Origin of the sequence: Bacteroides sedimenti (assembly GCF_040365225.1) — a bacterium.
GTDB lineage: Bacteria > Bacteroidota > Bacteroidia > Bacteroidales > Bacteroidaceae > Bacteroides > Bacteroides sedimenti.
The window spans coordinates 1,995,470-2,011,261 of the sequence record NZ_AP028055.1 but is presented as its reverse complement, the minus strand read 5'-3'; the positions used below and the strand labels follow the sequence as shown (position 1 = coordinate 2,011,261).

10 protein-coding genes are annotated in these 15,792 nt (G+C 38.8%); all 10 read left to right on the top strand.

All coding sequences use genetic code 11. From position 1 onward, the window contains the following. Positions 1-15: 15 nt before the first annotated feature. Positions 16-1,119, top strand: a complete 1,104-nt coding sequence (locus ABWU87_RS08050) for a DUF4434 domain-containing protein (protein WP_353329702.1) — start codon at positions 16-18, stop codon at positions 1,117-1,119. A gap of 7 nt (positions 1,120-1,126) precedes the next feature. Continuing rightward, positions 1,127-2,527 (top strand): sugar porter family MFS transporter, encoded by a 1,401-nt coding sequence (locus tag ABWU87_RS08045; protein WP_353329700.1) that lies wholly within the window; start codon positions 1,127-1,129, stop codon positions 2,525-2,527. A gap of 155 nt (positions 2,528-2,682) precedes the next feature. Continuing rightward, positions 2,683-3,900, top strand: coding sequence for an AGE family epimerase/isomerase (locus tag ABWU87_RS08040; RefSeq protein ID WP_353329698.1), 1,218 nt, complete (start codon positions 2,683-2,685; stop codon positions 3,898-3,900). 7 nt (positions 3,901-3,907) lie between these two features. Then, positions 3,908-4,984, top strand: coding sequence for a DUF4434 domain-containing protein (locus tag ABWU87_RS08035; protein ID WP_353334436.1), 1,077 nt, complete (start codon positions 3,908-3,910; stop codon positions 4,982-4,984). A 63-nt stretch (positions 4,985-5,047) separates the two neighbouring features. Further along, the gene (locus ABWU87_RS08030; protein ID WP_353329697.1) at positions 5,048-8,182 is read left to right on the top strand and encodes a SusC/RagA family TonB-linked outer membrane protein; all 3,135 of its coding nucleotides are present in this window, start codon (positions 5,048-5,050) and stop codon (positions 8,180-8,182) included. Between the two features lie 10 nt (positions 8,183-8,192). Then, the gene (locus ABWU87_RS08025; protein WP_353329695.1) at positions 8,193-9,809 is read left to right on the top strand and encodes a RagB/SusD family nutrient uptake outer membrane protein; all 1,617 of its coding nucleotides are present in this window, start codon (positions 8,193-8,195) and stop codon (positions 9,807-9,809) included. A 20-nt stretch (positions 9,810-9,829) separates the two neighbouring features. Further along, complete coding sequence (locus tag ABWU87_RS08020) at positions 9,830-11,491, top strand: DUF5018 domain-containing protein (RefSeq protein WP_353329693.1); 1,662 nt, start codon at positions 9,830-9,832, stop codon at positions 11,489-11,491. Positions 11,492-11,551: 60 nt separating this feature from the next. Further along, positions 11,552-12,943 carry an alpha amylase family protein gene (locus tag ABWU87_RS08015; RefSeq protein ID WP_353329691.1) on the top strand — a complete coding sequence of 464 codons (1,392 nt, stop codon included), beginning with the start codon at positions 11,552-11,554 and terminating at the stop codon, positions 12,941-12,943. Between the two features lie 64 nt (positions 12,944-13,007). Then, entirely contained in the window at positions 13,008-14,027 is a 1,020-nt protein-coding gene (locus tag ABWU87_RS08010) for a phosphodiester glycosidase family protein (protein ID WP_434533919.1), read from the top strand. Positions 14,028-14,190: 163 nt separating this feature from the next. Then, entirely contained in the window at positions 14,191-15,777 is a 1,587-nt protein-coding gene (locus ABWU87_RS08005; RefSeq protein ID WP_353329687.1) for an ADP-ribosylglycohydrolase family protein, read from the top strand. The last annotated feature ends 15 nt before the right edge of the window (positions 15,778-15,792 follow it).

Sequence of the window (15,792 nt, the reverse complement as noted above, 5' to 3'; positions counted from 1 at the left end):
ATATTAAAAAATATTATGGAAAACGAACGCAGAAATTTCCTTAAAAAAGCAGCACTGGCTGGCGCTTCGGCAATGGTTATCCCTTCGTTGATGGGATTTAAGGAAGAGGATATGGACCAGGCGGGGAAATTAAGACTCGACAGCTCTGTTGAGAGTAAATTGATTGTGCCTAAAAATAATGGACTGAAGATTACTGGAACCTTCCTAGATGAGATATCACATGATATCCCTCATCAGAACTGGGGAGAGAAGGAGTGGGACCTGGATTTCAGGTACATGAAAAGCATGGGGATTGATACCGTAATAATGATCCGTTCCGGATACCGTAAATTCATAACTTATCCATCTGAATATCTGCTAAAGAAAAAAGGATGTTATATGCCGTCGGTCGATCTATTGGATATGTATCTACGCCTTGCCGAGAAGTATGGCATGAAGTTTTATTTTGGATTATACGATTCCGGCCGTTATTGGGATACCGGCGATATGACCTGGGAAGTGGAAGATAACAAGTATGTTATTGACGAGGTATGGAAAAAATACGGTTCGAAGTATAAAAGCTTTGGTGGATGGTACATAAGTGGTGAAATTAGTCGTGCAACCAAAGGCGCCATCGGCGCATTTCATTCTATGGGTAAGCAATGCAAAGATGTTTCAGGAGGATTGCCAACCTTTATTTCACCTTGGATTGACGGAAAGAAAGCGGTGATGGCAAGTGGCTCTTCTTTGAGTAAGAACGATGCAGTTTCTGTTGAACAACATGAAAAGGAGTGGAATGAGATCTTTGATGGTATCCATGATGTGGTTGATGCCTGTGCTTTCCAGGACGGACATATTGATTATGATGAACTGGATGCATTCTTCTCGGTAAATAAAAAACTGGCTGATAAATACAAAATGGAATGCTGGACGAATGCTGAATCGTTTGACCGGGATATGCCAATCAAGTTTCTCCCAATCAAGTTCGACAAACTTCGCCTGAAACTTGAAGCAGCCAAACGTGCCGGATATGATAAAGCTATCACTTTTGAGTTCTCTCATTTTATGAGTCCTCAGTCAGCTTATTCTCAGGCCGGACATCTTTACGATCGTTACAAAGAATATTTCAGACTTAAATAAAATCTCGATGAAACAGACGGTTAATATTAGTTATGTGGTTTTCTTGTCGTTCGTAGCCGCAGTAGGAGGTTTCCTATTCGGCTATGATACGGCTGTAATTTCTGGCACTATCGCACAGGTAGCCTCGTTATTTTCTCTTGACTCCATTCAGCAAGGGTGGTTTGTAGGTTGTGCATTGGTAGGATCGATTATCGGAGTTATGTGTGCCGGAGTTCTGAGTGATTCATTTGGCAGAAAAAAAACCATGATTCTGTCGGCGATTCTCTTCTCAGTATCGGGTATCGGATGCGCCATCTCTGGCACTTTTAACGAACTGGTTTTCTATCGGATTATCGGTGGCGTTGGTATCGGTGTTGTTTCAATCATCTCTCCGCTTTATATCTCAGAAGTTTCTGTTCCCAAATACAGAGGACAGCTTGTTTCACTCTATCAGTTGGCTGTAACAGTTGGTTTCCTTGGTGCGTATCTGGTAAACTACTGGTTGCTGCAATATTCTATCGATGGAGCTGAAAAACTGACTCATCCTCTAATGCTGAAGGTTTTCCATACAGAGGCATGGAGAGGTATGTTGGGTATGGAATCTGTTCCTGCATTAATATTCTTCTTCATTATTTTCTTTATACCCGAAAGTCCTCGCTGGTTGATTCTCAAGAAAAAAGAGTCGAGTGCAAAACATATTTTACAACGCATTTATGGTAATGAGAATGATGCTCAGACCGAATTGGCTGCAACCCGCGCGGCTTCACATACCGAAACAAAATCGGAATGGAAGTTCATTCTGAAACCGGGAATAATGAAAGCTGTATTGATTGGTGTGGGCATTGCAATCCTAGGACAATTCATGGGGGTAAATGCAGTGCTTTACTATGGCCCCACTATTTTTGAAAGCAGCGGTCTGTCAAATGGTGACTCATTATTCTATCAGGTTTTGGTAGGGGCTGTAAATATGTTGACTACCGTTTTGGCAATGTTGATTATTGATAAAGTGGGCAGAAAAAAATTGGTATATTACGGAGTATCTGGTATGATTCTAAGCCTTATTCTCATTGCGTTCTACTTTACACAAGGAGAAGCATTGGGAATTCCGAACCTGTTCCTTTTAATATGTTTCCTTTTTTATATATTTTGTTGTGCCGTTTCAATCTGTGCAGTCATCTGGGTACTCCTTTCAGAAATGTATCCTATCAAAGTTCGGGGACTGGCCATGTCTATTGCCGGATTCTCCCTCTGGGTTGGAACTTATCTGATTGGACAGCTTACTCCCTGGATGCTCGAAAATCTGACTCCGGCAGGAACATTTATTCTTTTTGCCGTGATGTGTGTGCCATATATGTTGATCATTTGGAAATTAGTTCCCGAAACAACTGGTAAATCTCTGGAAGAGATTGAGAAGATGTGGGATAAATAAAATAAGATAATAAATATAAACAATAGTTGTGCTTGAGTAATTACTTAGGCAAGTAATTCCCTACATTTAACGTTAATAATATCTACTCTTTTTTATAGAAAGGTGTAGGTCTAAATATAAATTGAACGCTATATAAAAATTAAATTATAACAATTATGGATTTTAATAGTTTAGCAAAACAATACAAGGATGAACTCCTTGAACATGTTCTCCCTTTCTGGCTTGACAAATCACAGGATAAAGAATTCGGAGGATATTTCACTTGTCTTGAGAGAGACGGCTCTGTTTTTGACACAGATAAATTTATCTGGTTGCAAGGAAGAGAAGTCTGGATGTTTTCAATGCTTTATAATAAAGTGGAAAAACGTCAGGAATGGCTGGATTGCGCAGTACAAGGTGGCGAATTCATGAAGAAATATGGCCATGATGGTAACTATAACTGGTATTTTTCACTCGACCGCGAAGGTAATCCATTGATTGAACCCTATAATATTTTCTCATACACTTTTGCAACAATGGCATTCGGGCAGCTTAGTCTGGCTACCGGTAATCAGGAGTATGCGGAAATTGCACGCAAGACCTTTGAGATAATCCTTTCAAAGACTGCTAATCCAAAAGGAAAATGGAACAAAATGTATCCCGGAACCCGCAATCTGAAGAACTTTGCTCTCCCAATGATACTTTGTAACCTCTCTTTGGAGATAGAACACCTGCTTGACAAGGATTTTCTGAATCAAACAATTGATACATGTATCCACGAGGTTATGGATGTATTTTATCGTCCTGAACTGGGAGGAATCATTATTGAGAATGTAACAACAGAGGGTGAATTATCGGATACATTCGATGGACGATTGGTTAATCCGGGACATGCTATCGAGGCCATGTGGTTTATTATGGATCTGGGCAAACGACTCAATCGTCAGGATTTAATTGAAAAGGCGAAAGACATCACGCTTACCATGCTTGAGTACGGTTGGGATAAGGAGTATGGTGGCATTTTCTATTTCATGGATCGCTTGGGACGTCCTACACAACAATTGGAATGGGATCAAAAACTTTGGTGGGTACATATTGAATCATTGATCTCCTTATTGAAAGGATACCAATTAACCGGTTCTCAGGAATGTCTTGAGTGGTTTGAGAAGATACACAATTATGTTTGGACTCACTTCAAAGACCCTAAGCACCCTGAATGGTATGGTTATCTGAATCGTCGTGGAGAAGTGCTTCTTTCACTCAAAGGCGGAAAATGGAAAGGATGCTTCCACGTTCCCCGTGGTCTATACCAATGTTGGCAAGTGCTTGAACAATTGGAAAACAAAACTCTGGTTACAGATTTTATAAATTGCAAAAAAAATATTCTAACTTAAAAAAATGATGAATCAACGTAGAAATTTCTTAAAAGGAGTATTAGCTGCATCTTCATTGCTAGCTGGTCAGAAGCTTTTTGCTTCGGGTAAGGCAATTGAATCAACTCAGTCAGCTTTTAATACTTTTAATAAAGACTCGTTTGTTACACCAAACGTGATGAAGGGAATGCCGATTCGCGCCACTTTTCTTGATGAAGTCAGCTGGGACATCCCGCATCAGAACTGGGGAGTGAAAGATTGGGACAAAGATTTCCTGGCTATGAAAAAAATGGGGATCAATACAGTGGTAATGATCCGTTCGGGATTGGCGCGCTGGATTGCAGCACCATTCGAATCTATTCTTAAAGGAGAAGATGTTTATTATCCACCTGTTGACTTGGTAGAAATGTTCCTTACCTTGGCTGACAAGCATGGCATGGCATTCTACTTCGGAATGTACGATTCAGGGAAATACTGGATTGAAGGAAAGTTCCAAAAAGAGATAGATTTGAATATGCATCTGATTGATGAAGTATGGAAGAAGTACGGACACCATAAATCATTCCAAGGATGGTACTTATCTCAGGAAATTAGCCGTAGAACCAAAAATATGTCTAAAATCTACGCAGAAGTTGGTAAACACGCCAAAGAGGTATCCGGTAATTTGACAACCCTCGTTTCTCCTTACATCCACGGAGTTAAAACAGACCAGGTAATGAGTGGTGACAAAGCTCTTTCTGTAAAGGAACACGAGGAAGAATGGGATGAAATCCTGAATAATGTACAGGGAGCTGTCGACATCATGGCTTTTCAGGATGGACAGGTTGATTACCATGAATTATATGATTATCTGGTCGTCAATAAAAAACTGGCAGATAAATACGGCATAAAATGCTGGACAAATATTGAATCGTTCGACAGAGATATGCCTATCCGTTTCCTTCCAATTAAATGGGAAAAACTATTGCTGAAGCTGGAAGCTGCCCGGAAAGCAGGCATGGAAAATGCCATTACATTTGAGTTCTCTCATTTTATGAGCCCAAATTCCACCTATTTACAGGCCGGACATTTGTATGAACGTTATCGGGAACATTTTCGTATTTGAAAATCCATCTTAAAGAATAAATAATAATGAAAAACAATTTTATTTACCTTAAAATTATGTAATATGAAAAGACAATTAAAATGGGGAGGGAGGCTACTGGCTTCTTTCGTATGCTCGTTGTTCTTGATGAGTATGCACGCTCAGGTGAGTGTTACCGGTGTTGTCACCGACTCTCAGAACGATCCTTTGATAGGGGCTTCTGTGGCTGTTAAGGGGACAACAAATGGAGCAATTACCGATTTGAACGGACAGTATCAACTAAAGGTGCCTAATGCCAATGTTACATTGGTGTTTACTTTCGTTGGTTTTGACAAACAGGAAATTGCTCTGAAAGGCAGAACTAAACTTAATGTAGTTCTGAAAGAAAATGCTTTGTCGTTGGATGAAGTGGTTGTAGTAGGTTATGGAACGCAGAAACGTGTCAGCGTTACCGGATCTGTATCAACCATGTCTGATAAAGAAATGCTTAAGGCTCCAACAATGGGTATAACAAACGTGGTTGGTACTCGTGTGGCAGGTGTTACTATGCTGCAGACTTCGGGTCAGCCGGGTAGTGATGCTGCATCATTACTTGTACGTGGCCAGAGTGCAACTTACATTGTGGATGGAGTTCAGAGAAGTTTTAATGAAATTGATCCAAACGAAATTGAATCGGTTTCTGTGTTGAAGGATGCAACTTCGGCTGCTGTATATGGACTTGATGCATCGGCAGTTGTTATTGTAACTACCAAAAAAGGTAAAGTGGAAAAACCTCGTATCAGCTATACTGGTTCCTACGGTATAAGTCAGAATGCCAAACAGATTAAGTGGCTCGATGGTCCTGGATATGCATACTGGTACAATAATGCGAGAGTTTTGGATGGTGATCAACCTGTTTTCACTACAGACCATGTACAGAAAATGATAAACGGTGAAGACGGTTGGGGAAATACTAACTGGTACAAAAAAGTATTTGGTGTTGGAACAAACATGCATCACAACGTAAGTGCAACCGGAGGTACTGAGAAAGTTCGTTTCTTTACATCAGTAGGTACATTTACTCAAGATGGTAATGTGGATAATTTTAATTACGATCGTTTTAACCTTCGTTCTAATATCGATGCTAAAATTACCGATAACCTGTCCATGGAATTAGGTATCTCCGGACGCATTGAAAAACGTGAAAATCCAAGATATTCAGCTAATCCGGATGATTGGCACAACATTCCTCAACAAGCAGTACGTGCGTTACCTTATGTTCCTGAAAAAATAACTTATCAGGGGAAGGAATATTATACAGCAACTCCAACTGATTCTTCTCCGGTAAGTCCGCTTGCTGCTATAAATGAGTCGGGTTATAATAACTATAATAATACATTTATTCAATCAAATTTCTCTTTGAAATATGATGCACCCTGGCTAAAAGGTTTAAGTTTCAAATTTATGGGAGCTTATGATATGTCTTTTCAGTTTGGAAAGAGTTTAGCTACTCCATTTAAAACAATGTTGATGTCTAAACCTAATTCATCAACACAGGCGTTGTCCTATAGCATGTTTACAGATAATAGCGGGAATATTTCTTTAACAGAATCTGCTGCTCGTTCAACTAATGTTGTTACACAATCAAGCATTAACTTCAACAGAGCATTTGGTAAGCATAAAGTCAATGCCATTGGATTAGTTGAAACCCGTAACGGATTCAGCAATTCACTGGGAGCAACCGGTTATGGACTCGATTTTATTGCATTGGACGAATTGAGTAAGATAACAAACAAAACTGGTGCAGGTCAGGATAAATATCCTGTTTTGTCTGGTTACAGTGGAAATAAACGTGTATTAGGATTCGTTGGTCGTGTTAATTATGACTACGATGAGAAATATTTGGCAGAGGTATCCATTCGTCGTGACGGAAGTTATTTGTTTAGTGGAATGGATGGTGCACGCTGGACAAATCTGCCGGCAGTATCACTGGGATGGAGATTAAACAAAGAAGATTGGTTTAACACCGATTGGGTTGACAACCTGAAGATTAGAGGAGGTGTTGGTAAAACAGCTACATCAGCAGTTAGTGATTTTATGTTTTTGGATTTAATGGGTGTATCAACCAACCAGGTAATCTTAGGTGGAGCAAGTCAAAGTATAATCTATGCTTCTACATTGGGTAATATTAACTTGCATTGGGCAGAGTGTCTCACCTATAATCTCGGAGTTGATTTCACTGCATGGAAAGGATTGTTAGGCGTTGAATTTGATGTATTCTACAAATACGAATATGATCTACTCTCTGCTATCAGCGGTAAATACCCTCCTTCAATGGGTGGATATTATTTCAATGTAGCTAACATAAATAAAAGAGACTATCGTGGTTTCGATTTTACAATCACTCATAATAACCGTATCGGTGATTTCAATTATGGTGTAAAATGGATTGGAACACTTGCTAAGCGCAAATGGCTTTATGTAGGTAGTGATTCAGAGAATACACCTGACTACATGAAACTAACCGGTAAGGAAGTGGGCGCTCAGCTTGGTTTCATTTCTGAAGGTCTTTTCCAGTCTCAGGAAGAAATTGATAATCATGCTACTATTCCGGGATCTAATGTGCTTCCTGGTTATATTAAATACAAGGACAGAAACGGTGATGGTAAAATTACCTATGCTCAGGATATGGGTTATGTAGGTAAGAGTGCTTATCCAAAATTCCAGTCTTCGCTTGATTTGAGCGGTTCATGGAAAGGATTTGACTTTGACATTCTGTTACAATCCGGTCTGGGAAGAACTGTAGCTTTGACTGGTGTTTATTCGGCTACCGGCTCACAAGGAATTATGGATAATACTGCGTTTACAAAATTGTTCTATCACGGTGGTAACTCTCCGGTATTCTTGGCTGAAAATTCCTGGACTCCAGATCATACAAATGCGGAGTTTCCACGTTTGTCACTTGTTCCAGTGAGCAGCAATAATGCTTATTCATCTACTTTCTGGTACAGATCAGGTGATTACCTACGTTTGAAAACATTCCAGTTGGGTTATTCATTGCCACAAAGCATTGTAAAACCTTGCGGTGTTAATAACTTTAGAATCTATGTTGAAGGTTCAAACGTTCTGACCTTCAGTGAACTTACTAAATATAATATTGACCCTGAACAACCTGGAGTTAACAATGGATACTATCCACAACAAAGAACTTTTTCTGTAGGTGTTAGTTTAACATTATAATTTGAGAACAATGAAAAAAATATTCAAAATAACAATCTTGGCTGCTTTAGTAGCTGGATTCAGCAGCTGTGATGACTGGTTGAATCTTACCCCGACAGACACTCTTACTAGTAAGGTGGTTTGGGAAGATGAAGCGAGTGCAGATCTATATGTGAACGGATTCTATACTTATTTGAGTAAATATAGCCAGTTTGGTTCACTTCAGTTTCAGGGAAGCCTTACCGAGAGTTTGACAGATGCGTTCAAATATGGTTCTTATGCGTTAGGCCATAAGGCTGGTCATCCAAACAATTATGTATTTAATCCAACTACAGTAACTTCAGCTGGTTGTTTCTATGATTGCTGGAGTGATGCTTATGACGAAATCCGTAGAATGAACCAGTTTCTGAACTCAATGAAGAAATTTTCAAAATTTGATGAGGCTCAGAATATTAAATTGGAAGCTCAAACTCGTTTCTTTAGAGCATTTGTCTATTTCCAACTGGCAAAACGTCACGGAGGGGTAATCCTTCATACTGATTTGGCAGAGATGAAAAAAGATGTAGCTTGTAGTACTGCAGAAGAAACCTGGAACCTTATTGAATCGGATCTGGATTATGCGATAGCAAACCTTCCTGAAGCTTGGCCTTCATCAGCAGACAAAGGACGTCTCACTAAATATGCCGCTTTGGCATTTAAGTCAAGAGCGATGTTGTATGCTGAACGCTGGCAGAAAGCATACGATGCTGCCGATGAAGTGATCAAATCAGGGAAATTTGCATTAGTTAGTGATTATGCACAGGCTTGTGCAGGCAATAACTCAGAGGCTATTCTGGAGTTTGATTATAATAAGATTGGTCCATATCATCTTTTTGACCGTGACTATTGTCCACTGAGTGATGGATATGAATTTGGTGGATTAGGTACTCCTACTCAGGAGATGGTTGAATGCTACGAAAAAGCAGATGGAACCAAGATGGACTGGACTCCGTATCATAAAGCTGATGCTTCTCGTCCTCCCTATGAATCACTTGAACCTCGTTTCAAAGCATCTATTATTTATCCTGGATGTACATGGAAAGGTCATGTAATGCAGAACTCTGTGAATGGAACCTATGGTATGTTCATGGCATACAGAGCACAACCTTACACTTATGGATATACCACAACTGGTTATTACTTAAGAAAACTGATGGATGAGTCTCATACCGATCTTAAGGGAGTAAACAGTACCCAACCGTGGATTGAAATCCGTTATGCAGAAGTACTCCTGAACAAAGCAGAAGCAGCTTATCGTCTCAATAAAATTGGCGAAGCACAGAGTGCGATGAATCAGGTTCGTGCACGTGTTAATCTACCTGAGAAAAATTCTACAGGCGATCAATGGTTCAAAGATTACAGAAATGAACGTAAGGTTGAATTGGCTTACGAAGGACAATTGTTCTGGGATATGCGCAGATGGAAACTTGCACATATTGAGTATAATAACTATCGTTGCCATGGATTCAAGATCACAGGCGATAAATACGAATACATTGATGTAGACTATCAGGATCGTAAGTTCTTGCAGAAAACATATATTCTTCCAATTCCTGATAGTGAACTACAGAACAACTCACTGATTGTTCAATATCCCGATTGGTTATAAATAATAAAACGATTAACGCGATGAAAAATATAATAATGTCAATGATTGCTATCTTCTCATTGTTGCTTGGGATGAATAGCTGTGTCGATGTGGAGAACCTGACTCCTTCTGTTTCGCGTGAAGGTATTAACAGTATTAAAGCATCATTTGATAATGATGATAGCTCTGAGAATTCATTCACAAGCGAGATAGATTATGAAAATGGTATCATTACCATTGTGTTCCCATATAATTATCCAAGGACATCCGAGAATGTCTTGACTATGGATAAACTTAAACATGTAAGAGTGGTTGCAAATCTGGATGATAATGTAACTATTTCTCCCGCTATCCTTTATATGGATCTGACAAAGGATAATTACATTACAGTAACTGATCAAAGCAAGAAAAAGAAAACATACAAAGTAATTGCAGAGATTCGCAAGAGTGCAGAATGTGTAATTTCAAGCTTTGAAATTCCAACAGCAGGTTTAAGTGGTGTGATAGATGAGGGAGCCAAGACTATATCACTTATCTCGCTTGAAAATATCGGTTCTGTTTTGGCGAAAGTGTCTGTTTCTCACGGTGCTACTATGAGTCCGGATCCAACCAAGCAGGCTCAGAACTATGATAATGAAGTGAAGATTAATGTTACTGCTCAGAATGGTACAACATCAACTGTTTATACTGTTAAAAAAGCGGTTCCTTCTAAAACTGAATTTGGACTTCGTGCAGGAAGTGGTAAAGTTTTGTGGTCTAAGAAGTTAAATTCTGAGCTTGGAATCAGTGTATTGAATCTTACTGGTGGTATAGCGGCCACTAAAGATTATGTAGTAATTAATACAAGAAATCAGAACAGTATTTATCTGGATAGAAAAACCGGTGCTATTGCAGGTACGCTTAATTTAGGAGATAACGTTGGTAATCTTGTTAACTTCTATAATACTTGTGATGACAATGATAATATCTTGTTGTGTAATCTGTCTCCCAATGCAGGTGCGTTCAAGATTTGGAAGATCAAAGGTGTAACCGGAACTCCTCAGCCGTTTATCGAATGGAATGGTGGATTGGCAATGGGACGTAAAATATCTGTAAAGGGTAGTATTGATGGCGACGCCATTATTACAGCTCCAATCTATGCTGCCGGCAACCAGTTTGCACGTTGGCAGGTGAAAGGTGGCGTTCTTCAGTCACAAACACCCAATATCATTACCGTAAGCGGTCTTGGTGGTAGTTGGGGTACCAATTGTGATATTGTTTATACCGATCCTACTAATGTGAACAGTGATTATTTTGCTGCATTCTATGCATCTCCATATAAATTTGCATGGATTAGCGGAGCTACAAATACTCTTAAGACATATCTTCCGAGTAATAATGCCGGCAACTGGATTCCGAATGCTACAGACTATGCTGTATTCAACAAATGTCCGTATGCTGTGTATAATACTATTAACTCATTTACTTGGGGAAGTGATGATAGTATATATCTGTTTGATGTAAGTACAACTTCTAGTATCACAAGTCCAGTATGGAATGCTCCTATCGGAACTTATGGTGGTAAAGATAACGGAGGCCAAAATGCAAATGGTACCGGTGATGTTGCCTTGAAAGTTTCAGACAATGGATATTATATGTATTTGTACTTTATGTTTACTAACGGTTGCGTTGTTTGTGTACAGTATGACTGTATTAACATGTAGCTAAATATAAACCTTAATAAAAAACCTGCACCTGAGAAAGGTGCAGGTATTTTTACTTTTATGAAAACATTCAGCTCTATTATCAAATTTTCTGCTTTAATATTATTAGCAGGATTCATATTATTTCTAAACACATCTTGTGGGGGAGATAAGACACCGGATTATGTGTTTCCCGATCCACCATCTTCAAATACTAATAGTAATAAACCTCGGTTTATCTGGATCGATGCGGCAGCAAATTTCAATGATTTTGCCAATAGTAAGGAGAACATAGCAAGAGATCTGGCTCTGGCAAAAGATGCCGGTTTCACGGATATTGTTGTTGATATCCGTCCAACTACAGGAGATATCCTTTATAAATCGACTGTTAGCGGAGTACAACAAGTTGACTGGCTGAGTGCCTGGGTAAATGGAAATTATTCCAAGGTTTATCGTACTGCAACCTGGGACTATCTGCAGGCATTTATAGATAAAGGACACGAGTTAGGACTGAAAGTTCATGCCGGCTTTAATACCATGGCTGGTGGTAATGGAAGTGGTTTGGGAAATCAAGGAATTTTATACCGTGATGCAAGTAAGAAATCGTGGGCAACATCAGAGAACCTATCAAGAGGTATTACCAATACAATGGATAATGGCTCAGGAACTAAATTTTTCAACCCGGCTAATGATGAGGTACAGACATATCTCTGTGACTTGCTCAAAGATCTGGCAAAATATGATCTGGATGGCATATTCCTGGATAGAGGACGTTTTGATGGAATTCAATCTGACTTTTCAGATATTACCCGTCAAAAGTTTCAGGCATATCTGGGAGGTGCGGTTATTTCCAATTATCCGGGTGATATATTGCCTGCAGGAGCAACAATGACAAATGTTATGTCTATGACTACTTATCCTACTTATTTTACCAAATGGCTTGAGTTCAGAGCGAAGGTAATGTACGACTTCATGTCGAAAGCGCGTAATGCCGTCAAGTCTGTGAATTCAAAAATAAAGTTTGGCGTTTATGTTGGTGGATGGTATTCTACCTATTATGAAGTTGGAGTTAACTGGGCGAGTCCTAATTATAACACTTCTTCTTATTATAAATGGGCAACAGCTAATTATAAAAATTTTGGATATGCAGCTTTAATGGACCAGATGCTGATCGGAGCATATGCTTCTCCTCTCAGAGTAAACGGTTCTGCTGAATGGACGATGGAGGGATTCTGTAAATTAGCAAAAGATAAAACAAAAGGATCTTGTCCGATGGTGGCTGGAGGTCCTGATGTAGGAAACTGGGATGCTAATAATGCGGCTACTCAGGAAGAGGAAAACCAGGCTATTGTTAATTCTGTAAAGGCATGTATGGATGTATGTGATGGCTATTTCCTTTTTGATATGATTCACCTGAAGCTTGCCAATCAATGGAAATATGCTAAAGAAGGAATCAATCTTGCAACAAAATAATTGTTTTAAATTCTGTATCTCTTTGTTTGAGAAGAGATACAGAAAATTCCTATATCTATAGAATATAATTATGAAAAAAGGAGCTAAATTTTTTATTGCATATGCTTTTATTGGATTGGTGTTTTCTACATCATCTTGTAGTAAAGACAATACCAATACACCTGTTTGGGAATGGGAAGACCCAAAAGTCGATGCAACAAGCCCCGATTCTGCAATAATTGTTCAAGGATGGACACTGCAAACAAGTTATGGAGATTTGCCTTCTTATATAAGAGTGTATAAATCTCCTGCTACACTGCAAGGTAAAAGTGCGATTGCTTATATTGCTCTAGCTGATATGAACAAAAATGCTGATTTTAACGTGTTAGGTAATTCTAAAGGCTATAAAACACCTTCTGATTTTTATAACGAAGAAAAAGCTTCAATTGTTATGAATGGAGGATATTTTTGGGCGGGTAGTTCGTTGAGTATGTTGTGTCGTGATGGAAATGTAGTCAGTCCTAACAATCAAATTGAATATCGTCAAAGTGCTAAAGTGCTTTACTATCCAACTCGCGGTGCTTTTGGTTTAATGAACGACGGCACCTATAAAGTAAACTGGATTTATACTAACAATGGTGTGACGTATTCTTATCCTTCACCGGCAAATAACAAGTCGGGTGCTTCTCCTTTGCAGATGCCTTCTTCCAGCTTTCCTGCAGGAGCAACTGTATGGAAGGCTAAAACAGCGATTGGTGCCGGTCCTGTTTTAATTAAAGATGGCAAATACATCAATTCTTATGCTGAAGAGTTGTTTGATAGTGATAGCGGCATTGGTCCGGAATCTAACAATCCTCGAACAGCTATTGGCATAACTAAACAAAACCAACTTATATTTTTTGTTTGCGAAGGACGCAACATGACTCAGGGTGTAGTTGGTTTCACACTTAATGAAGTAGCAAAAATACTTCAGAGTCTTGGATGTACAGAAGCTCTTAACCTTGATGGAGGAGGCTCTTCGTGTATGTTGGTAAATGGCAAGGGAACTATTAAACCCAGTGATGGTAAGGAACGATCTATCGTTACAGCCGTTTCTCTAAAGTGATAATTTAATATAAAACAAATACATAAGCTTAAAGGAAAAAGGTGGGGATTCAAAACTAAAAGCATTAAAGCCCCCCTACCTTGGTTTAGTGTGAAGTCATTAAAATATTATTGTTGTGGATAATGATAACCTCAACAATTGTGAATGAATAAAATGGGTATCAATGAGAAAAATTAGTCGTTTTGATTTTCTTTATTTCGTTTTAATTCTTTCTGCACTATTCGTTTCGTGCAAAAGTTCTCATTTTGTTAAAATGCCAGTTTCTGAAATGGAAGATAAAGTAAAAGGAGCTTGGGCAGGTAAGATGATAGGTGTAATGTATGGAAGAGAGATGGAATTTAAAGCAATCGGAACTATGTACACAGATTCAATTCCTTGGACTCCTCAGCTTGTTGAGAAATCATTATTAGAGGATGATATTTATGGACAGCTTAATTTTATGATGACCATGGAACGGTTAGGACTAGATGCTCCGGTTGATTCATTGGCTGCCAGTTTTGCAAATGCAAAGTTTCCTTTATGTCATGCAAATTTGCAAGGCAGGAAAAACTATTTCGATGGAATTAAGGCAGCAGATCTTGCTCTTCCGGAAAACTCTTTCCACTCTGACGATATTGATTTTCAAATTGAATCCGATTTCATCGGTTTTATTAATCCTGCAATGCCAATCTCAGCAAACCGGTTGTGCAAGAAAGTGGGATCAATCATGTCATATGGAGATGGAATGTACGGAGGAATGTTCGTTTCGTCATTGCATGCCTTAGCCTATCAGAGTAAAGATATTTATTGGATTATAAATAATGCCTTGTTATCGATTCCTCAGAAGAGTACATATGCAAAGTGCATAATGGATGTACTCACTGCCTATAAAGAAGACTCGCAGAACTGGCAATATGCATGGAAAAAGATTCAGGACAAATGGGGGGAAGATGATGTTTGTGCTCCTTATCATAAATTCAATATCGATGCTAAACTTAATGGGGCATACGTTGTAATAGGTTTATTATACGGTAGTGGAGATTTAAAGAAAACAATGGAGATTACCATTCGATGCGGACAGGATACTGATTGTAATTCGGCTAACGCTGCAGCGGTTATTGGGGTAATGTCTGGCTATAATTCTATTTCTCAAGAACTGAAATCGTATATTCCGGAGATAGCTGATAAAAATTTCCTGCATACTGATTATTCGTACAATAAAGTGGTTAGTCAAACTATTTCATTTGTAAAAGAGAATGTTCTCAATAATGGCGGAAAGGTTGATAATGAGAATTATATAATAAAGGCTCAAAAGCCAGTGGCTCCGAGATTGGAACAAGGATATAGCAATATGAAGATGGCTTATCAGGTGCAAATGAACGAAAAAGATAAGTGGAGATTTGAAGGCAATTGGAAAAATTTTGTTTATGGAGATGGAGACAACGACCCGTATCGTGTGGCATCCAAACCGGGAGATGCTGTGGAAATTGATTTTACAGGTGAAGGAGTTTCACTCTTAGGAAGTTGGAATGTGGATGGTGGAAAGGCGAAGGTTTATATTGACGGTAAATTTATAAAAGAGATTGATACCTATTTCAGGGAAGAAGCAGGTAAGTATGATGTTAACAGAGCTTACTTATTTCATAAAATAGGACTTAAACCAGGAAAACATACATTGAGAGTGATAGCATCGGAAAATAAAAATCGTGCTTCAACAGGGAATAAACTGTACGTTGAACGTATTCTTGTTTATAAATCGTTATTTAACTGATTATTTTTTTTAAAT